Source organism: Cellvibrio sp. KY-YJ-3 (assembly GCF_008806955.1).
Lineage (GTDB): Bacteria > Pseudomonadota > Gammaproteobacteria > Pseudomonadales > Cellvibrionaceae > Cellvibrio.
Window position 1 is genome coordinate 3,096,203 of sequence record NZ_CP031727.1, and the last position, 20,195, is coordinate 3,116,397.

The following is a 20,195-nucleotide window of genomic DNA, read 5'->3' on the forward strand; positions in this document are numbered from 1 at the left end:
ACTAACCTTTTCCAGTTAAGGCATTTCTTTGCACTGTATTCCAATTCCGCGATAGCCAATAAAACGGCTGGTGTGATCAAACATAGGGGTGCCGCTGACCCGGTAAAAATTGCGTTCACCGGTTGGTGTTGTGCGGCTGAATGAAAAATCGATAAACGGTTGGCGTGCGGCGATAATCTCTTGTAATTCTCTGCGTTCGTCTTCATTCCATCCTGTTAATTCTTTATTGTTGGTGGAGTAGGTGTCCAGCTCATTATCGGAGAATGAATCCACTTGAATTCCCAGCATTTCCAATACAGGGCCTGATACTTTGGTGAATTTTCCATTTTCATCCTGTTCCCAATACCAGTCAGATGCCAGTTCGGTAAGGCTGCGAAAGCGCGCTTCACTTTCGCGTAATTCTGCAGTGCGTTCTTGTACCGTTTCTTCCAGCAGGCGGTTGTAATCGGCCATTTTTTTATACAGCAAACGAACCTCAAGCATGTTGTGAATTCGTGTTTTAACTTCCACCACATCAATTGGTTTGCTGATGAAATCTTTCGCTCCACATTCCAGTGCCCGCAATTTGTGGCCCGGCTGTGCGGTCAATACGATAACGGGTAAGTAGTCATTCTCCATGTTCACTTTCAGACATTCCATTACCTGAAATCCGTCCATTTCCGGCATTTGTAAATCAAGCAAAATTAAATCGTAAGAATTTTTTCGGTAAAGCGATCCCACCTCCGTTGGGTTCATTGTAGAACTCACATTGGTATAGCCTGCATCACTGAGCAATGTTTCCAGCAGAGCCACATTCGCTTCTTGATCATCAACAATTAGAATGCTGGCATTAAGAATATCTTGCTTAGTTATGTTCATGCTCTGTCCTCTTGTTACGCGTGGTTGTTTTTATCTGTGTAAGCTCGCGTGCGTCATCGAGCGTGCACAAAAATTCGTTAATTCGAATGGGTTTAGTGAGATAGCGAAAAAATCCTGCTTCAAGTCCATTTTCAATATCGTGGGGAATGGCGTTGGCACTCAAGGCAATAACTGGAATGTGAGATGTTAGTGGGTCTTGGGCAATTACTTTGAGCGCCTCAATGCCACTCATTCCAGGCAAATTTATATCCATGAGTATGATGTCAGGTTGCGCCAAGCGGGCCATCTCAACACCCGCAAAACCGTCGCGTGCGGTTAGCAGGCAAAAATCAGTTTGTGCTGCCATTATGTCCTCTACCAATGCAAGATTGGCCGGGTTATCCTCTACATAGAGCAGGGTGCTTTTTGATGAGTTATTTTGTTTATGAGGTTTGGGAATCAGTAGAGATTCATTATTAACCGATACTTTGCGAATATCCTCACCCGGCAATAATTCGATGGTGAATACAGTTCCTCTTCCTATTTCGCTTTTAACAGAGATATTTCCATTCATTAATTTAATTAGGCGTTTGGTCATCACTAAACCTATGCCTGTTCCTTCTTCGTTACTATTTTCTTTTCCAAGGCGATTAAAAGGTTGGAATAACTGTGAAAGTTGTTCTGATGATAAACCTTCACCTGTGTCCTCTACATTAATTCGTACAGACTCTGTTCCACGTTTTTCACAGGTTACTATTACTTTTCCGCTAGGGCGGTTGTATTTGATGGCATTGGATAGAAGGTTAATAAGCACTTGTTTTAAACGGGTATTATCCGCTTTCACGGTAAATACTGAATGGAATTCAGGGAAGTTCAAGGTGATATTGCGGCGCAGTGCTTGCGGTTCAACCATGGCTTTGCATTCACGCATAAGTTCAGGAAGTGAAATAATTTCCATCGATAAAGAAAGTCGGCCGGACTCGATGAGAGTAAGGTCCAGAATTTCGTTAATTAAATCCAGCAGGTACCATCCTGCTTGAAGAATTTGTAATACGCTGCGTTTCTGCGCAGCAGTGATTGGCGGGTTACTGGCATCAATTAGTTGAGCAAACCCCAATATTGCATTTAATGGTGTGCGGAGTTCATGGCTCATATTGGAAAGAAAATCGGATTTTGCACGGTTAGCTTTTTCGGCCAGATTTTTCGCCTTGTTTAGTTCAATATTATTTTCCAGCAATACCTGATCAAGACGTTTTCGTTCTGTAATGTCTATCAGCATATTTATGCCGCCAACAATGTTACCGGCGGTGTCGCGCAAAGGGGTCGGGTGGGCCACAAAGTTTACGCGGGATTTATCCGGTCGCTCGGCAATTGCTTCCACACCAAAGAGGGCGCGGCCTTTTCTCAGAGCGATTGCCATGGGACATTCGTCGTAAGGCATGGGTGATCCATCGGAATGAAATAAGCGCAACTCTTTGCACCACTTGTCACTTCCCAAGTCCGGTATACAACCCGAAAAATCAACTGCAGTCTGATTAAAATGTGTGAGCTTACCCTCGGCATCAGTGGCGTATATGGCGACGGGGAGTGCGTTAATAACTGCGCGCAAATGACGTTCACTTTCCCTAAGCGTTTCTTCCGTTCGTTTAATGTCAGTAATATCAAGATTGGTGCCCACAATTGATTCGACTTTGCCTTTTTCATCCGTGCGCAGGGTTTCAACAGAGCGAATATGGCGAATCGCGTTGGTTCCGCTCTGTTTGATGCGGAATTCTCTGCTACCTCCTCTTTGCATATGGATTGCTTTATCCCAATTTTCCTGCTCGATTTGGTCGTCGGGTAAAAGATGTTTTGGCCATACGTCGCGATTTACAATTCCATCAGGCGTTGGCTCTAAACCGTAAATACGGAACATTTGTGTGTCCCAGCGCATGCGGTTATTGGCGAGGTTTAACTCCCATATGCCTACACCGGTCGCCTCGGTTGCCAAGCGAACCCGTTGGTCACTTTCGCGCAGTGCTTGCTCTGAAACTTTTCGTTGTGTAACGTCGGTAAATAAAATTGCGACTTTATTGTTGCTTTGTTTTCCCAAACGGCAAGTGTAGATATCGAACCAGCGCTGAATGGATGAAACCTGGTATTCGAAGCGAATGGGTTCTCCGGTTTGCAGTACCTGATCGTAAACCGCAAATAGATCGGCGCCCAAGTCGGGAATGAATTCGCTTACGTATTTTCCTTGTGCATTTTTAAAGCCGCTATGTTTTTCAAAGGATGGATTTATTTCGAGGAATAATTGATCGACTGGCTGGCCATCCTTGTAAATAATCTCGGCTACACAAAACCCTTCGTCGATTGTTTCAAATAAATTCCGGTAACGATATTCAGATTCAAGCATTAAGGCTTCTGCGTGTTTGCGCGCTGTTATATTGCGTAATACGCAGGCTAAATAGCGTTCTCCGCCCAACCGCATTTCATTAACGGCGATCTCCAGGGGTAGAAATTGCCCGTCTTTTTGCTGCCCGATAACTTCTTGAACAATTCCCCGGCTACGCTCTTCAAGCGAGGTTTGATAATAATCAAGAGCACCTTTAGAACCATCCAATTCTGGAACAAGGATGCTTATTTTTTTACCTACCAATTCTGCCGCTTTGTAACCAAAGATCTTTTCGGTTGCTGTATTTACGCTTTCAATTATTTGGGTGCGCGCATTAAATGTAACAATTCCATCTATTACCGTATCCAATATCGTTTTAATTCGCGCTGTACTATCGAGCAGGGCTTGTTGCGCCGCATTCTCTGCGGTGATGTTGCGGAACACCAATACCGCCCCAATAATCTGACCGTCGCGGTCGCGAATTGGCGCACAACTATGAGCGATATTGTATTCAGTACCATCCGGTAACATTAATAAATTATTGTTTCCGCCTTGGGTGGAGCCATGCAATAGGGTTTCTAATACGGGGTTTAAGATGGGATCGCGTGTTTCTTTATCCACAATGTGGAAATACTTGCAAATTGAGTTGCCTGCAGCGACCCCAATAGTGAAGGTTGTTAACTCTTCGGCAACATGATTCATTAAGGTCACAGAGCCTTCACAATCCGTTGCTATAACCGCATCGGCGATGGAATTAAGCGTTACCTCAAATTTTCTTTCGCTATCTTGTACGGTAATATAAGCCAGGTTTAATTGTTGGTTCATGGCTTCTTGTTTGTCTAATGAACGTTTTGTTTCCAAATGGATAAGGTTCATCAAGCGCTGGTGAATATTGCGATAAATTCCATAAGCAAACGCTTGCGCAAACAATAATAAAAATATACTTACTAACACAATAAAGGCAAATAGATAACTCATGTATTTGCGATGTTCGCTTCTGTAGTGCTGAAGCTTATTGTTTTGAAGCTGTTGATACTCATTGAGTGCGGTGCGCAGGTTATTCATCCGCTTGGTGCCTTCACCATTGGTAAACCGCAGTATGATATCGTTTGAATGTTCCTTTCCACTATCTGAAATGGTGGTCTCCAAAAAATCCAATTCTTCTTTTATATGGTGGGCAATTTTATCTACTTGTGACTTTGTCTCTGCTGTGCTGGATATTGCACGTAAACGCCTAATTTCATTTTCTATAGTGTCTTTGGTTTCTAAATAGGGTTTTAGGAATTGTTCGTCATAGGTCAAAATGTATCCACGGGTTCCCATTTCAGAATCAACTAAGAGCGATATTATTTTTTGTGCACTGCCAATAGCCAGCGTGGTTTTCATGCGCACATTATCGGCTGTTTTCATTTTCTCAAAAAACCAGAAAAGTGTTGCCGCTATAGCTATTACGATAATAGTGGGCACGCTGAGTAAAAACATATTCCTTCGGGTAACTTTTGCTTTCATAAAATTTACTCTACTACATCGTCACAGGATCACTATCCTGATGTTGGTGGCACTGTTGGGGAATAAGATTTTCAATCTGCTATTTCTGTGATTATGACGATAAAGAATAATCAGCTGTCTTGAAGGATGCTTCTGTGTATTGGAAGAGATTAAATTAACCCCTCTGATTACTGGAGGGAGTATGTGGCGCTTTAGATTACAGATGATCCGGCGATTAACAATTTAGGTCTGTTGGGTAGTTAACATATCAATAACCTCGATCCATTCTGCATAACAATATTCGGTACTTTTGAATCTACTTCACATTATTTGAATCGAGAGGTTTAGTGATAATTGAGTTATGAGAGTTCGATTTTTTGTTGATAGTTCAATTTTTTTTATTATTCCATGTATGCACAGAAAAAATTACCGCAATAAGTACGTAAACGTACAGATAAATATTTGTTTGCAATATTAAAATGATGCATTGCACGCCATTCTATACTTACAGAAAAGGAGAAAATGATGGAAACTTATCGCCATTATGTGTCCGGTGTTTTTGCGCATCGCGATCAGGCTGAAAAAGTGGTATCGGAATTGGTGGTTGCGGGTTTGCCACTGGAACGCGTACATCTTTTTGATAAAGATTCTGCGCCTCCTGCACATACTTCAACAGAAAGTAGTGATGTCGTGTTGAAAGACATTGTTGTGGATGGCGCAATAGGAACCGTAGTTGGTACGGGTGTGGGGGCTTTGCTCACAGTAGCAATGGTTGCGGCTAACGTTACTTTATTTGTTGCAAGCCCACTGATTGCGCCTTTGGTGATGTTGGGGTGGGGCGCCGGTATAGGGGGATTTGTTGGTGCGAGTGTGGGCGCCGCCGAAAAAGCCAAACCTTTATCGGCACTCGTACATGATGCAATAGTGAATGGAAGCCTGGTTGTTGTGACTGAAACCTTATCGGCGGAGGAAACAGAATCCGCGGCACAAATCTTCAAGGCTGCGGTGGGCGATTACACTGATGCTGTATGAATTAGCACTTTGCTATTAAATGGAAAGCACTCTGTTATTAATAAAAAACCCTCGTTAATACGAGGGTTTTTCTGTGAGGCTGGCAATAACCAATATAATTAATCGCGCAAGCGAGCCTCATAAGGTTTGGTGCCGTAATAAGTATGCAGATTGTTAATGAATGTTTTATCGGCCAAATCCGGCCAGTTGTCTTTATCAAACCCAGGGGCATTCTGCAGGCGCTCTTTGTCAATGTCGAGCAAGAAACGTTTGTTTTCAGTGTCGAGTTTTAATGCGCTCCAGGGCACCGCAAATAGTTTTTCGCCCATACCCAGAAACGAACCAAAAGATAACACGGCGTATTCAATATTACCTGTGCCCACATCCAGCATGATTTCTTTAATGTCACCAATATCTTCTTCGGCAAGATTGCACACATCATTACCTATCAAGGTGTCCGCACCCATTAAACGTGGCCCGGGGCCATTGTCATAGGTATTTTTATACATGCCATAAGTGTCGCGAGTTTCGTAGTTCATGGTGAAGTCTCCTGCTAGTTAACGTGAATAAAGCGAGTAAAACGAGAGGCAGCTAAAAAGTGCTTTCGTGTAGCTGGACTATATAAGTGGGAGTTGATTTCATCTGTACGAAAGTTAACACAGAAACTAAAATATTTTAAAATTAATAAAAATATTTTATTTTTTAAAATAACAATTGGTTTAGTTTTATTTTAATAAACGAATGGAAAATATCTGAATAAATATCACTATGAGTTGATAGATGGTGGGATGGCTGATGTAAAAATAAAAGAGGGGTATTTACCCCTCTCGTGTTTTATCTGGTGGATTTTTGATCGTGGTGCGCGAGCAAAACTCCAAGTACAAAACTGACTACCGCACTCGTACCTATGACAGTCCAGGGTTTCTCGTGTACATATTCGTTGGTGCTGGTCGCCGCTTTATTGGCTTGTTGGAGCGCGGTTTCGCTGGCGCTAGCAATGAATTTTTTAGCGCGATTAATTCTTTGGTTAATCATGACTCTTGCTTGCGCTAGCTCATCGCCCGTTAGCGACGCGGCGTGTTTAACCAGATTTTCCAAATCATCGATACATGTTTTAAATTCATCGACAATATCTTGGTACCTTTCAGGTATTTTTTCTTTGCCGTTGTTGAGTTGAGATTTTGAACTATCAGGTAGTGTAGACATAGTAATCACCCTTTAGATTGAAATTTCAGAAAGTTTTAAATCCCGGCAGGTTTTTGTATTGGTGCTGCATTACCCGCCTGTGATTAATACTAAATATTGAATGGGTTTTTGGTCTGTGTGGCACCCAACTTATCGATAAAAACACGACGTTAACGTCGTATGGATTTATTTTCTTGCTGCTGCATGCGCCCGTAAGGTTGTATCGGCTGATCGGGGTTGCCGGGCTGCACCGGGTCAGTGGGGTGGATGGGTTGAGGCGGCGGGGTGGGTGATATATGCGGTGGCGGTTCGGTCGGTGATATAGGGTCCACGGGGACGTTGGGTTTCGCGGGTTGCTCAGGTTTGGGTGGTGCGGGCTCAATTTCCGGTCTTGGGTTGGGGTCAAACGGTTCGTCCGGGGCAATTACACTTTTTATCTCGCTGGTGGTTTGTTCTTCCGGAAACGTATTTTTTTGGGCTTCGGCCAGTTTGCATGCCATTTCCCAATGACGATACTCGTGACCAATAGGGCAGCCTTCGGACTCCCAAATTTGGTGGGCAAATTCGCGGATTCGTTGTTCATGTGTGTTCATAGTAAAGTTCTCATGTTGGATGTTTAATGTCGTCGCAGCGCTTGTATAAGTTCTGCTTTGTTCATGAATGACCGGCCACTAATGTTTTCTTTGCGGGCTTTTGTACGCAGTTGAGCAACTGTTTGTGTTTCCAGTGCATTGGGCTCTGCTTTTGCTTGTTTGGTTTCAGCGGCGTTTTTCGCTGAATCTTTACGTGCGGCTTCTTTTTCTTTTGCGGATGTCGTCGTGCCCGAGCCTGCCAGTTCGCCACCGCCTGATTGCTTGTTTACCGTAGCCCAGGCAATTTCTTCCGCTTTTTTAGGGGAAAAGCCTTTTTCTTCATAACTGTCTTCGATGTGTTTGGCTTTTCGTTTTTGTTTTTCTGTATATTTTTCCTTGCTACCGATAGCCATAATCAGTTCCCCCTTTCTACAGGTATGAAGTAATTTTTCGCCTTGAAATCGGCAGTGCCGCATGCAGTGCAATTGCGCTGCATGCAAGGATTTTCTGGTTTAATCTTTGTCGTGCGCTGCTGCCAGCTCTTTCGCCATTGTTAAATGGTGTTGTAGTTTTGGCAGTGTTTGTTTCGCAAATTTGGCAAGTTCTACATCATCAGACATGGCGGCGCGCTGGAATAATTCGATTGAATCCTCGTGAGCCTCAACTTGATTTTCTGTATAGGCTTCATCAAAGGAGTCGCCATCGCGCTGTTCAAGCATGAATTTTTTAGCTTTGGTGGTGAGTGCTGCTTCATCTGATACATCCAGTTTCTTTTGGCCAGCAATACTGGTGAGCTGAATGTTTACTGCAGAGTGGTCGGTAATCATTTGTTGGGCGAAATTTTGAATGTCGAGTGAGGTTGACTTTTGCAGGGCGAGTTTCGCATTTTCTACTTCTGCAATTGACTTGGCAGATGCCTCCTCAACAAAATCCTCCGCATCAATTTTATCAACAGCAAACGCCAGGCTGGACGCTGCACCAAAAATAAAAATCAAGGTTGTACTGGAAAAAATGTTTTTAATATTCATTGTTGAATACCTCTTTTGAATTAATCCTTAAGGTTAAGGCAAGTAGCAGTGAATGCTGGTACCTGCCACTGACTGATTCTGAATAACAATATTTTGCTTTTCGGTGTGGTATCTAACCTATGGGAATAATTTTTGAAAAAGTATTGTATTTTCCATACAGAAGTTTTTTGAGATAAGCAGGTTTTTACTCAGGAATTAAGGAAATAAGGTGTAGCGAAGATTTAGGTGCCATTGCTGAGTATGGCGCTATGTTGTGTAGCGTACAGAAGCGGATTTGTTCGCTGTTATATCGTGCGCCAATAATGCACAACCATAGCTTATGTGGGGCTCAGCCGCTGTTCTTGGCTGAAAGGCGTTGTGTGTCTATTCAAACCAGGAACTTTTAGAAAGGAAATATTATGAAGTGCTTATTTCTTACCTCTAGCCCCGGATATGGACATACCCGGGCTGCAGAAGCAATCGACGCGGCCCTTCGGTGCCGTTATCCGGATATTGAAACGCAATATTTGGACATTACCAGCCTTATCGACCCACAAGTAAGCGAGGCAATTCAAGGCGGCTACTTGCGGATGACGGCTGAGCAGCCGGATTTGTATCAAAAACTCTATGATTTGGATAAAAATTTCTATCGCCAGCTTGCGGGAAAAATACCGGCGGATAATGCCTTGATTGAATTTTTAGCGCAGCAGCAACAGCAATTTTTTCCGGAAGCCGTCGAGCGCTCCCATTTTACGCTGCCGGTGTCTTACAAAAGTCTCGACAGCGCATTGTTTAATACTTTAATCAACAGTATTTGTAATCGCGAAAAAATTCCTGCCGGGCGTCTGCTTTTGCAGGGTTTGCTTGGTTTGATATATAACATTTTGGCCTCGCGCTTAAAAAAATTCGTGAACGAATATGCGCCTGATTTTTTGATCGCAACCCAAATGTATCCCAATGCATTGTTGGCGCGTTCAATTGAAAAAGGGGCGATTACCCAGCCGGTAATTGGTGTGTTAACTGATTACGGTACACACGGCCTTTGGGTTCGTAATACAACCAGCTTATATTGCGTGAGCCATGACGAAGCGGCTGAATCACTGCGCCGTAAAGGCATAGCGGAAGATCGTATTTGTGTAACGGGTATTCCGTTAATGCCTGCGTTCACCAATATTCCCACGCAAATAAAAGCCCAGCAGGATCTGGGCCTCAATCAACAACCGACCATTTTAATAACCGGGGGCCAGTGTGGTATTGGTGTGCTCGATACCGTTAAACGGTTGCTTGACGATGAATCGCTTAATTATCAAGTGCTGGTTACTACCAGCAACAATACTGCTGAGAAAAAGGTATTAAAGGCGCTTACGCTGGATTATCCATCCCGTTTTCGCGTGTTTGGATGGTGTGATGACATTAGCCATTTAATCTGTGCTGCCGATGTTGTAATTGGTAAGCCCGGTGGATTAACGGTGAGCGAAACCCTCGCATGCGGGCGACCATTTATTGCTACCTGTTGTTTGGGCGGGCAGGAGATGCACAACGTGCAATTTTTGCGGGAGCGAGGAGCCGGGCTTCTGGTTGAGTTAGACCAATTGCCTCAAACCCTGCGCGAAATATTTAGCAATGCAGAGCGTTTGGGGGATATGAAACGAAATGCCTATCGTTTGGGGCGCCCCAACTCGGCCCGCGAATTGGTAGTGGAAGTGGAAAGAATTCTGCGTAAGAAAGAAATGGCTTATTTAGAGGAAGTAAGTTTGGGTGAGCTATGAAAAAATCATTATTTTACCGATTTATGTGTTGGTACGATGGTTATTGGCGCCGCAACCATGGCGTAGAAAAATTCGACGAGCTATTAAGTTTTTCTTTCGAAAAATTTTCGGGTAAGCGGCGCGTAATGAATGATGGAAGTTGGATTGAGCCCGGCGACTGGCTAATCATTTTGCATTTTAATCGTGAATTTTTTATCGGTTCCTCCGCTAACCCTCAGCACTCTATTCGTAATGCCTTGCATTTTCGCAAGCTGTTGCTGTCCTCGTTGGGGAAGTTGGCCAAGCACATTGATGAAAATGAAAAGTTTAAGCGAGTTAAAGTGTTGCATGGAATTAGCTGGTTACCCCCTCACGGAGAAAGATTGGGGTTTTTAATTGAACCGAAACCCAATTCAATTTTTAGCTTTTTTCAAGCCTTGTATTTTAAGCTCTTATTAAAAGTCTTTTTCCCTCATGTTGCTGTATCCGGAAAAAAACCAATACAACCTTATGCTTATTGGTTAACTCGTCGTAATTTACTTAAATACTTTTCCCCGGACTCGCAAGAAAATGAACTTCTTATTGCCCAAAAGTAAACGCGGTGAACTGCAGCCTCTGCCGCATTTACTTTTGCCGCCGCCCATTCGTACTATAAGCCACCTTAATAAATTGGGCATTCCAAATGTCCATGCACGTTGTTCTATTTGTTTAACATTCGATGATGGCCCCGATCCAATATACACACCCAAAATACTTGAGGTATTGGCAAACCATAATGCAAAAGCCACATTTTTTGTATTGGGTGAAGCTGTGGAACAGTTTCCCGGTTTGGTATATGAAATTTTGAAAGCGGGTCATGGGATTGGTAATCATACCTACAGCCACAGTCATCCGTGGATGATGTCACCTTTGCGTGCGCAGCAGGAAGTTAGCAAAACTAACAGCATAATTAAGTCGATTACTGGAATTACACCCCGGTGGTTTCGTCCACCTTTTGGGCGTTTGCGTGCAGCGATGCGTAGGCAGGCACACTTGGAGGGGATGACGACGGTTTTATGGAGCCGTAGTGTTATCGATTGGGGCATGCTAGGCACTAAAGCGGGCATCGCCCGGCGGCTCGAAACCATTGAGCCGGGTGACATTGTACTGATGCATGATGGAAAGCGTGAGGCGAATAACCCGGAGTTTACGGTTGAATGCTTGCCAACATTTTTGCAGTCTCTTGGTGAGAAAGCCTTGGCTGCTTGTACGTTGGATGAGGTTTTTTGATTAACATAAAAATTCTGTTTTTTTAAGTTTGTTGTAACTGTGAAAAATATTGGTTTGCGCGCCAATATCGATGAACAATTAGCATATCGATAGACAACTCATAACGAGGCTCCTATGCTCAACACTTGCTACTCAGTGCGAGGTGGCCTGAGCATCTGACAATTTTTTGACTTAAAAAAGGAGTGAGTTATGGCGGTTTCTAAAATCAAGTTTGTAACCATTGTTGGTGCGCGTGGTGGGAGCTCCTCCAATCAGGATCTCGAATTAACGGTCATGGGAAGTAATTGGGAGTCTGTCAGTGGCCAGCAACCCGGCGCAGTTAAAGAAACTATTATTGATTTACCTGAGCCAGTTTCAATAAATGACTTCAGTTTTAACTTTTTTGATATTTATGCAAGTTCGATGAGTGCAGGTTCATCCTGGCTGTTATTGGAATCCATTTATATTATGGATGCCAGCCCTGGTAGCCCGAGCCAATTATTATTGGGGATTCCCAATTGGCCCAAAAATCTGTGGCTTTGTAATGAGGTTCAATCGATTAGCGGCGGTTACGTGGTGACAGGTTGTAATTTGGGTGTTATCGCCAAAATGTCTAACTAGGTTTTCTTTTACGCTGAGTTTTTCTTTTGCCCCCCCGTTTGTTCGTAAATAAATACCCTAAAGTAAAACGCCCGGTTTTTTAAACCGGGCGTTTTTTTAGGTCTTAATTTTAAAATGTTCCATTCACAAGCGGTTACTTCACATTGCCCGCATGTAAACCACATTCTTTTTTAGTGGCTTCTTCCCACCACCAGCGACCTTCGCGTTCATGTTGGCCGGGTGCAACGGGGCGGGTGCAGGGCTCGCAACCGATGGAAATAAACCCGCGCTCGTGCAATTCGTTGTAGGGCACTTCGCACATACGGATGTAATCCCACACTTCTTTGGATGACCAATTAGCTAGCGGGTTGAACTTGGTCAGTTTGTCGCCAGGGCGGGCAAACAGTTTGTCGTCTTGAATGACGGGGATTTCCGCGCGGGTAGGGCTTTGGTCTTTGCGCTGACCGGTAATCCAGGCATCCACTGTCAGCAATTTTTTACGCAGCGGTTCAATCTTGCGAATACCACAGCACTCTTTGTGGTCGTCCTCATAGAAACTGAACAGGCCTTTCGCTTGCACCAGTGCGCGCACGGCGTCGCCATCGGGTGACACTACATCGATCTTAATACCGTAATGTTTGCGCACTTTTTCAATAAAACGATATGTCTCGGCATGGAGGCGGCCGGTATCCAGGCAAAACACCTGTACATCGGGGCGATAATTGCGCGCCATTTCGATCAGCGCTACATCCTCGGCACCGCTGAAAGAAATCGCGATATTCTCGAATTGGCTCAGGGCGTATTTGATGATTTTCTGGGGGCTTTCCTGCTGCAACTTGGCTTCAAGATCAACAAGATTGATTTGGCTATCGGTCATGGTGGCTACTCACGGTCATTCTTTTTAAGAGGCGGTAAGGATACCAGAGGCGCCGCCTCCAGCCCAAGTAATGCGCGGTATTCAGGTTTGCTTTAGCAGGGTAAAAAGGGTAGATTGCCGCCACTCTTTTTACCCCTAATAGCTTGATTATTAACCGTCTTGGAGGTTGTTGTGGAATTAGCATGTCTGGATCTGGAAGGTGTATTGGTCCCCGAAATTTGGATTGAATTTGCGAAAGTGACCGGCATTGAAGAGCTTAAAGCCACTACCCGCGACATCCCTGATTACGATGTATTAATGAAGCAGCGCCTGCGCATTCTGGAGCAACACAACCTCGGCTTAAAAGAAATTCAGGACGTGATCGCCACTCTCAAGCCGCTCGAGGGCGCAGTTGAGTTTGTGGATTGGCTGCGCGAGCGCTTCCAGGTGATCATCCTCTCGGACACTTTCTATGAATTCTCCCAACCGCTGATGCGCCAATTGGGTTTCCCAACACTGCTGTGTCACCGTTTGAACATAGATGAGCGCGGCATGGTGGTTGGCTACACCCTGCGTCAACGCGATCCAAAGCGTCAATCTGTATTAGCGCTGAAAACCTTGTACTACCGTGTAATCGCCGCTGGCGACTCGTACAACGACACCACGATGTTGGGTGAAGCGGATCAAGGCATTCTGTTCCATGCACCGCAAAATGTGATCGACCAATTCCCGCAATTCCCGGCGGTACACACTTACGAAGATTTGAAGAAAGAATTTATCAAAGCGAGTAATCGTGAACTGAGTTTGTAATTAGGGCTTTAATCGCTATAACGCAAAAAGGGGCAATCATTCATATGATTGCCCCTTTTTTATTGCTGTTGATTGAGTTCTATCAAGGGTGGTGCCCACTGCTGTTTTGTGGCGCCAACACCCAACAAAAATATCCCTTTGAGGAGGATAATAATCAGTGCTCCGATAACCAGTTCAGTAAGGATTTTGTTGTTCTTTTGAGTTGGTATTTTCATCGTAACTCCAAGATGAATCAGGTGTTTTAACGTTTAGTTCAATACCCACTTCACTTGGACGATCATCTAATGATCTTGTTACAAAATATTATGGTTGAGCCATAGCGTGACACCTCCTTTGTCACTATTGCTACTAGTACAGCACTCGCTTAAACATGCCCAGTGCTGTTTGGTAACCCCACAGCTGCAACTCTGCATCGTATCTCTCGCCTTCATCGCGCATAAAAGCATGCACACCATTAACCTCATGCCAAGTGAAGTTCACTCCCTTCGCAACCAGGTTGGCATAAACTTTTGCGCGCCCCTCCGGCGGAATATGCGGGTCTTGTTTGCCCCAAATCATCTGCAATTCACCGGTAATTTCACCGGTGCGGGTCAGGCTTTCATTGCCGGGGTTGGAGGGTGTTAAGCCGGAGTGAATGTCCGTTGCATAAAAACAGCTAGTGGCAGCGATGGCCGGGTTAATGGCCGCGCGATAGGCCAAACCACCGCCCAAGCAAAAACCCATGGCGCCGATTTTGCCGGAGTAATAATCCAGTGTTTGCGCGTAATCGATCATCGCCTGAGTATCGCTGTCGTGTGCTTCCAGGGTTTTGGCGACTTTATCGGCGTTGCCTTTATCGCGGCCGGCATCGTCGTAACCCAGTACGGTACCGATTGGGTTTAACTCATGGAACACTTCCGGAACAATCACAATAAAACCGTGGCCCGCCATAATTTGGGCGCTGCGACGGATCGGTGAGGTCTGTTGGAAAATTTCGGAGTAAAGAATAATCGCAGGGAATTTTTTGCCGGCGGTTTCGGGTGTGTTTTTGGGGCGATATACATAGCAGCGCATAACGCCGGTAGGGGTGTTTAAGTCGATTTGATGATCCTGGATAAGCATTATTTTCTCCTCTATTGATGGGGTAGATGTTTTGTAATTGGCACTGAGTTTTCGGAATTCGGACTCTTCTTTCAAAACCCTCAAGTCAGGGACGACTTGAGGGAGCTACAGGGATGTATTCATGCGTTTTTGAAAGAAGAGTCCGTGTTTCGAAAACGGGCTTCAAATTTAAGAACCAAACTCTTTTTCAAGTGTATCCATCAGCACTTTTACCTTAGCGATGGACTCGCGGTATTCCTGTTCGGTTTCTGAATCTGCAACTATGCCGCCGCCGCCCCAGCAGTGGATTTTGTCGCCATCGCATACCAAGGTACGGATGGCGATGCTGGTATCCATTTGGCCGTCGGCACTGATGTATCCCAGGCTGCCACAATAAAGCGAGCGGCGGGTGGGCTCCAACTCTTCGATAATCTCCATGGCGCGAATCTTCGGCGCGCCAGTAATACTGCCGCCGGGAAAAGCATCGCGTAGCAGGTCAAGGGCGGTGGCATTGGGGGTTAACTCACCGGTCACGGTGCTCACCAGGTGATGTACGTTGGTAAAGGTCTGCAGTTCGCAGAGTGTGGGTACCCGTACTTGTGCGCAGTGTTTGCTCAAATCGTTGCGTAGCAAATCCACAATCATCACATTCTCGGCGCGATTCTTCAGGCTGTTTTGCAGCCATTCGGCGTTGGCGGCATCCTCTTCGGAGGTCGCGCCGCGTTTGATCGTCCCTTTAATCGGTTTGGTCTCCACGCGCTTGTCACGCACCTGAATAAACCGCTCGGGCGATAAACTCAGCACCGCACCATTCTCCAATTGCATAAAACCCGAGAAGGGCGAGGGCAGTGCCTGACGCAGGGCGAGGTAAGCAATAAGCGGATCGCCGCTGAATTCCGCGCTGAAACGCTGGGCAAAATTGACTTGATAACAATCCCCCGCACGAATGTAGTCGTGAATTTTGGCCAGTGCTTGTTGGTATTCTTCTACTTTAAGATTGCTTTCAAACTCACTGATTTTGAACGATTTTTGATCACTCCTAATGCAATTTATAGCTTCGTGGAACGCTGGGTTTTTAGCGGCTGAGGCGCAGAGCTGCTCGATTTCCAAAAAGTTATAAGCACCGCCAAGCCGTTGACCCAGCTCAGTGTTGATGACTAAACAAGCGGTTTTATGCCGGTGATCCTGAATAATCGCCCAAGGATAAATGCCGACTGACATATCCGGCAGCGCTATGTCATTTCGAGCAAGATTAGGCATGGTTTCCAAACGGCGGCCGAGGTCGTAACCAAAATAGCCAAGTGCGCCGCCAATAAAAGGCAGGTCGCTATTTGAATGTTCGGGTAATTGATCGACAGGTAAAAATTGCTTGAGCAGATAAAACGGATCCAGTGCAGATTCGTCTGTGCGCCCATCACCGTAACGAATGGATGTGTTCGCGCCACGTGTTTCCACCAAGCACTGCGGCGCAGCGGCGATAATATCAAAGCGCCCATACGTGCTCTGCGGGCGGCCGGAATCCAGCCAGACAGCATGGGGTAAATGGCGCACCAGAGCGAACCAGTGGGCCGAGTCTGGTTGATAAACAAGCGGAATAATGTGAGGTGTTGTGGCAGTAAAGTCGGGCATGGAATCTCGTCGGGCTATGCCGTTACGGGGGTTGCATTCTACCTTATCAAGCCTCGGCTGCGGCAATTAGACTTTGACGCCAAGCCCGTTTAAGCTGCTGCGACTTCGAGTGTGCTTTTGTCGCTGACAAGTGTTTGTTAATTAAGGACTAACCTGATGGATTTCCTCGTTTTTATAGTGGCCATGTTGATTGGCGGGGTTGCGGCCTGGCAGGCATTTAGCTGGTACTACGCCAAAAAGTTTAAACCTGCCAAGCAGGATGTTGCTGCTGAATCCTTTGTGCTGTTGGAGCGGATCGAAAAGGTGTTTAAGGTGGTATTAGCCGAAGGTTATTTCACCGAAATATACGATCACAAATCCAAAAAAGATTTCTTTGGTATTTTCAAAACTAACAGCAAAGCCTTGGTCGTCGCTAAAGCAAAAGTATCGGTAGGTTACGATTTTGCCAAAATGCGTTTTCGTCGCGATCACCAAAGCCGCACGCTGGTTATCGAGCACTTTGCCGACCCTGAAATCATTTCTATCGATACCGATTACAAGTTCTACGACATCAACCAAGGCTTGCTCAATAAGTTTGATAACGAGGATTACACCGAAATTCTCGCCGAAGCCAAAAAACTGATGCAGGACAAAGCGCAAGCGAGCGATTTACCCGAAATTGCGCAAAAACAAATTCAATTAATGATGCAACAACTCTGCGCGTCCGTCGGTTGGCAGTTGGAGCATGAAAAGGTATTGGAACCGCTGAAAACGGTACAAGTGCTTGTTGATGATAATAAATAAAAATACGCATAAGGAATTTCTATGGTTTTACTGATTATTTTCACCTTGGTCGGGATGGGCTTGGGTGAAGCGGCATTTTATGAAAATGGTTGGCTGATTGGCGGCGCGCTGGGGTTTTTGATCACCAAAATCATTCAACTCAGCGGTCAGGTTACGCGCCTTCAGCGCGATGTAAAACAACTGCAATCCCCGCCGATTTCACCCGCGCCAACTGCGCAACCTGTTACTGCACTGCCGGTGTCGGTAGCGTCGCCTGTTAATGCAGAGCCGGAGCCGCTGCAACAAGCTTCGCAACACCAACCTCCTCAACACCAAACTCTGCTGGATGAGCGCTTAAAGGAGCATGGTATTGAGTTGCCGCCGGCGCAACCGCAATTGCCGCCACAAACTGCCGCACGTCAAACAACAGTGCCGCAATCACAAACTGTTTATCAACCCGCAGCGGCGCGCTATGAGCGCCCGCCTCGCCAGCCCAATGCAGTGGAAAAAGCCGCTGAAAAACTGCAGCAATATCTCAAGGATTTTTTCACCCAGGGCAATCCTATTGTGCGTATCGGCATGGTAGTGATGTTTTTTGGTTTGAGTTTTTTAGTGAAGTACGCCGCGAACCAAGGCATGTTTCCGCTGGAATTACGCATGGCGATAGTGGCTGCCATTGCGCTGGTGTTAATTGGGCTCGGCTGGAAAACCCGTGACCGTGAGGGTGGTTACGGGCTGGTATTGCAGGGCGGTGGTATTGGTGCGCTGTACCTCACGATATTTGCGGCGGCCAAAATGTATGCACTGATGCCTACTGGTGTTGCGCTGGTATTAATGCTGATTATTGTTGCGCTGGGTGTGCTACTCGCCGTTATCCAAAATGCACAAGTACTGGCGCTAATGGCCACCGCTGGTGGTTTTCTTGCGCCCATTCTCACCTCGGACGGTTCCGGGAATCATGTCGGGCTGTTTAGTTTTTATCTGCTACTTAACCTCGGCATTCTCGCCATTGCCTGGTTTAAAACCTGGCGCTTGCTCAATTGGGTCGGCTTTGTTTTTACCTTTGTCATTACCTCGCTCTGGGGCGTGCTGAAATACGAGCCGCATTTATATGCCAGCACCCAACCGTTTTTGCTCGCATTTTTTGCGCTTTATTTAAGCGTATCGATTTTATTCTCACTCAAACAACCGCCCAACTTAAAAGGTTTGGTGGATGGCAGTTTGGTGTTCGGTTTGCCGATTGTCGGTTTTGGTTTGCAAACCGCGCTGCTTAAACACACTGAATACGGCTTGGCGATTAGTGCATTAATTCTGGCGATAATTTATATCACGCTGGCGCGCGTGCTCTGGGCAAAATACCAACAAACCCATCGTGTATTGATTGAATCATTTATTGCCTTGGGTGTGACCTTTGCCACGCTCACCATTCCGCTGGCGTTAGACGCGCAGTGGACATCCGCCACTTGGGCCTTGGAAGCGGCAGGTTTAATTTGGGTCGGCATGCGTCAGCAGCGATTGCTACCGCGCTGTGCCGGTTACTTGTTGTATATCGCAGCGGCGGTGTCATTACTGATTGACGGTATTAGTGCTGGTTCCTTGCCCATTATTCGCGGTGATTTTATCGGCTTGCTGATCCTGTCTGTCGCCGCGCTGGCGATTGCCTTCACTGCAGATCGTTTTATTTCCGTGCTGCGCTCAAGCGAAAAACACCTGGCATCCGTTGCGCAAATTATTGCGTGGCTCTGGTGGTTGCATGCGGGTTATATGGAGTTAAGTGCCCATGTGGCGGGCGAGCAGCATTTTGCCGCGCTGATTGGTTTTTTTGCCGTCTCCGTTGCCGGTGTAATCGGGTTAAGTAAAAAATTAAGTTGGCCGTCACTGGCGTCGCTCGGTTTTTGGTTATTGCCTTTAACGTCACTCTGGGCGCTGCGTAATTTTGGCGAAGGCTTATTTATCGGTTATGGCGTTTATCCGTCGCAGGGGTGGGGTTTATTGGCGCTTGGTTTATTTATTGCGGTGCAATATCGCTTTTTATGGAGCCGCCGCGAATTGTCATCCGGCGGTTTATTAAGTGTGTGGCACATTTTAAGCGCGTGGTTTTTATTCACGCTGGTGTATTGGGAGGCAAGTCATTGGCAGGGTGTTATGCAATGGTATGGCACCAGTGCGGCGGTATTGTGGTTTGCGTGTTTGGTTGTGCCCTTGGTTGCGCTGTTGTATTTCACACCTAAATCCATTTGGCCGTTTGCGGCTTATCCGGCGGATTATAAAAATTATATTCCTGCGCCGTTGTTGCTGTTATTACTCGGTTGGTTTGTTGTTGCTTCACATTATTCCGGTATCACCAATCAATTTTATTTACCCATACTCAATCCGCTGGATTTAGCACAAGCCGCTGTATTGGCGATTGTTGCTTATGCTATTAAGCGCGGCTTTATTAATTTGCACACAGCACCCGCCGAGTTGCGCTACGGCTTGCTCGGTGGTTTGGGTTTTGTGTGGATTAACCTGGTGCTGCTACGTGCAATTCACCATTACGCGGCGGTGGATTATGTCGCCGCAGTCATGTGGGATTCTGCCATCGTACAAATGTCGCTTTCCATTTTGTGGGCGATTTGCGCTTTGGTAGTTATGAACATTTCCCGCCGCCTGCAAGAACGCAAACTCTGGATGCTCGGTGCTGGTTTACTTGCCCTGATAGTCGCAAAACTATTCCTGAAGGATTTAAGCGGCGCAGGCACCTTGGCAGGTGTTGTGTCGTTTATGGCGGTAGGTGCATTGATGTTATTGATTGGTTATTTATCGCCGATTCCGGCGAAAGCAAAAGCGGTAGAGCCTGAGTAAACGCACTCCGAAATCGTTTGCGATTAGGGGCTTTGTTTCGAAAACGCATGAATACATCCCTGTAGCTCCCTCAAGTCGTCCCTGACTTGAGGGTTTCGAAACAAAGCCCCTAACAGCAAACTTATACTCTGCCAATGTGCGATT

Annotated in this window: 19 protein-coding genes; 8 read left to right on the forward strand and 11 right to left on the reverse strand. The window is 45.8% G+C overall.

Going from position 1 to position 20,195, the window contains the following annotated elements; all coding sequences use genetic code 11:
- Nucleotides 1-15 precede the first annotated feature (15 nt).
- Entirely contained in the window at nucleotides 16-858 is an 843-nt protein-coding gene (locus D0B88_RS13065; RefSeq protein ID WP_151057674.1) for a response regulator, read from the reverse strand.
- Nucleotides 845-4,720 carry a PAS domain S-box protein gene (locus tag D0B88_RS13070; RefSeq protein WP_151057676.1) on the reverse strand — a complete coding sequence of 1,292 codons (3,876 nt, stop codon included), beginning with the start codon at nucleotides 4,718-4,720 and terminating at the stop codon, nucleotides 845-847. Before D0B88_RS13070 ends, D0B88_RS13065 begins: the two co-directional genes overlap by 14 nt.
- Before the next feature lie 501 nt (nucleotides 4,721-5,221).
- On the opposite strand from D0B88_RS13070, the gene D0B88_RS13075 reads away from it, so the two are divergent.
- Entirely contained in the window at nucleotides 5,222-5,731 is a 510-nt protein-coding gene (locus D0B88_RS13075; RefSeq protein ID WP_007641163.1) for a hypothetical protein, read from the forward strand.
- A gap of 98 nt (nucleotides 5,732-5,829) precedes the next feature.
- Here D0B88_RS13075 and D0B88_RS13080 read toward each other — a convergent pair whose 3' ends face one another.
- The 5 genes from D0B88_RS13080 to D0B88_RS13100 form a co-directional block, all read right to left on the reverse strand.
- Nucleotides 5,830-6,249: a PRC-barrel domain-containing protein gene (locus tag D0B88_RS13080; protein WP_151057678.1), complete on the reverse strand. Its 420-nt coding sequence runs from the start codon at nucleotides 6,247-6,249 to the stop codon at nucleotides 5,830-5,832.
- Between the two features lie 295 nt (nucleotides 6,250-6,544).
- A complete protein-coding gene (locus D0B88_RS13085) occupies nucleotides 6,545-6,916 on the reverse strand; it encodes a YqjD family protein (RefSeq protein ID WP_151057680.1) in 372 nt (123 codons plus the stop codon).
- A gap of 149 nt (nucleotides 6,917-7,065) precedes the next feature.
- Complete coding sequence (locus D0B88_RS13090; protein ID WP_151057682.1) at nucleotides 7,066-7,488, reverse strand: DUF2934 domain-containing protein; 423 nt, start codon at nucleotides 7,486-7,488, stop codon at nucleotides 7,066-7,068.
- A 23-nt stretch (nucleotides 7,489-7,511) separates the two neighbouring features.
- Complete coding sequence (locus D0B88_RS13095) at nucleotides 7,512-7,880, reverse strand: termination factor Rho (protein WP_151057684.1); 369 nt, start codon at nucleotides 7,878-7,880, stop codon at nucleotides 7,512-7,514.
- A 99-nt stretch (nucleotides 7,881-7,979) separates the two neighbouring features.
- Nucleotides 7,980-8,495 carry a DUF4142 domain-containing protein gene (locus D0B88_RS13100; protein ID WP_151057686.1) on the reverse strand — a complete coding sequence of 172 codons (516 nt, stop codon included), beginning with the start codon at nucleotides 8,493-8,495 and terminating at the stop codon, nucleotides 7,980-7,982.
- Between the two features lie 398 nt (nucleotides 8,496-8,893).
- Here D0B88_RS13100 and D0B88_RS13105 point away from each other — a divergent pair, with 398 nt between their 5' ends.
- The 4 genes from D0B88_RS13105 to D0B88_RS13120 all read left to right on the forward strand — a co-directional run bounded on the left by D0B88_RS13105 (nucleotide 8,894) and on the right by D0B88_RS13120 (nucleotide 12,091).
- Nucleotides 8,894-10,243: a glycosyltransferase gene (locus D0B88_RS13105; RefSeq protein WP_151057688.1), complete on the forward strand. Its 1,350-nt coding sequence runs from the start codon at nucleotides 8,894-8,896 to the stop codon at nucleotides 10,241-10,243.
- Nucleotides 10,240-10,818: a hypothetical protein gene (locus tag D0B88_RS13110; protein WP_151057690.1), complete on the forward strand. Its 579-nt coding sequence runs from the start codon at nucleotides 10,240-10,242 to the stop codon at nucleotides 10,816-10,818. The genes D0B88_RS13105 and D0B88_RS13110 overlap by 4 nt, the downstream gene beginning before the upstream one ends.
- Nucleotides 10,793-11,491: a polysaccharide deacetylase family protein gene (locus tag D0B88_RS13115; protein ID WP_151057692.1), complete on the forward strand. Its 699-nt coding sequence runs from the start codon at nucleotides 10,793-10,795 to the stop codon at nucleotides 11,489-11,491. Before D0B88_RS13110 ends, D0B88_RS13115 begins: the two co-directional genes overlap by 26 nt.
- Before the next feature lie 189 nt (nucleotides 11,492-11,680).
- On the forward strand, nucleotides 11,681-12,091 hold the full coding sequence (locus D0B88_RS13120; RefSeq protein WP_040391702.1) for a hypothetical protein: 411 nt from the start codon (nucleotides 11,681-11,683) through the stop codon (nucleotides 12,089-12,091).
- A gap of 133 nt (nucleotides 12,092-12,224) precedes the next feature.
- Here D0B88_RS13120 and D0B88_RS13125 read toward each other — a convergent pair whose 3' ends face one another.
- Nucleotides 12,225-12,947, reverse strand: coding sequence for a phosphoadenylyl-sulfate reductase (locus D0B88_RS13125; RefSeq protein ID WP_151057694.1), 723 nt, complete (start codon nucleotides 12,945-12,947; stop codon nucleotides 12,225-12,227).
- 171 nt (nucleotides 12,948-13,118) lie between these two features.
- Here D0B88_RS13125 and thrH point away from each other — a divergent pair, with 171 nt between their 5' ends.
- Complete coding sequence (gene thrH / locus D0B88_RS13130) at nucleotides 13,119-13,736, forward strand: bifunctional phosphoserine phosphatase/homoserine phosphotransferase ThrH (protein WP_151057696.1); 618 nt, start codon at nucleotides 13,119-13,121, stop codon at nucleotides 13,734-13,736.
- A 59-nt stretch (nucleotides 13,737-13,795) separates the two neighbouring features.
- Here the strand turns inward: thrH and D0B88_RS19015 are convergent, their stop codons facing one another.
- From D0B88_RS19015 to pabB, 3 genes are all read right to left on the reverse strand, one after another.
- Complete coding sequence (locus D0B88_RS19015) at nucleotides 13,796-13,951, reverse strand: hypothetical protein (protein WP_191966432.1); 156 nt, start codon at nucleotides 13,949-13,951, stop codon at nucleotides 13,796-13,798.
- A gap of 133 nt (nucleotides 13,952-14,084) precedes the next feature.
- The gene (locus tag D0B88_RS13135) at nucleotides 14,085-14,837 is read right to left on the reverse strand and encodes a dienelactone hydrolase family protein (RefSeq protein WP_151057698.1); all 753 of its coding nucleotides are present in this window, start codon (nucleotides 14,835-14,837) and stop codon (nucleotides 14,085-14,087) included.
- Nucleotides 14,838-15,005: 168 nt separating this feature from the next.
- Nucleotides 15,006-16,445 (reverse strand): aminodeoxychorismate synthase component I, encoded by a 1,440-nt coding sequence (gene pabB / locus D0B88_RS13140; RefSeq protein WP_151057700.1) that lies wholly within the window; start codon nucleotides 16,443-16,445, stop codon nucleotides 15,006-15,008.
- A 156-nt stretch (nucleotides 16,446-16,601) separates the two neighbouring features.
- On the opposite strand from pabB, the gene D0B88_RS13145 reads away from it, so the two are divergent.
- Together D0B88_RS13145 and D0B88_RS13150 are read left to right on the forward strand one after the other, a co-directional pair.
- On the forward strand, nucleotides 16,602-17,228 hold the full coding sequence (locus tag D0B88_RS13145; RefSeq protein WP_007641193.1) for a DUF4230 domain-containing protein: 627 nt from the start codon (nucleotides 16,602-16,604) through the stop codon (nucleotides 17,226-17,228).
- 21 nt (nucleotides 17,229-17,249) lie between these two features.
- The gene (locus D0B88_RS13150; RefSeq protein WP_151057702.1) at nucleotides 17,250-20,051 is read left to right on the forward strand and encodes a DUF2339 domain-containing protein; all 2,802 of its coding nucleotides are present in this window, start codon (nucleotides 17,250-17,252) and stop codon (nucleotides 20,049-20,051) included.
- Nucleotides 20,052-20,195: the final 144 nt, after the last annotated feature.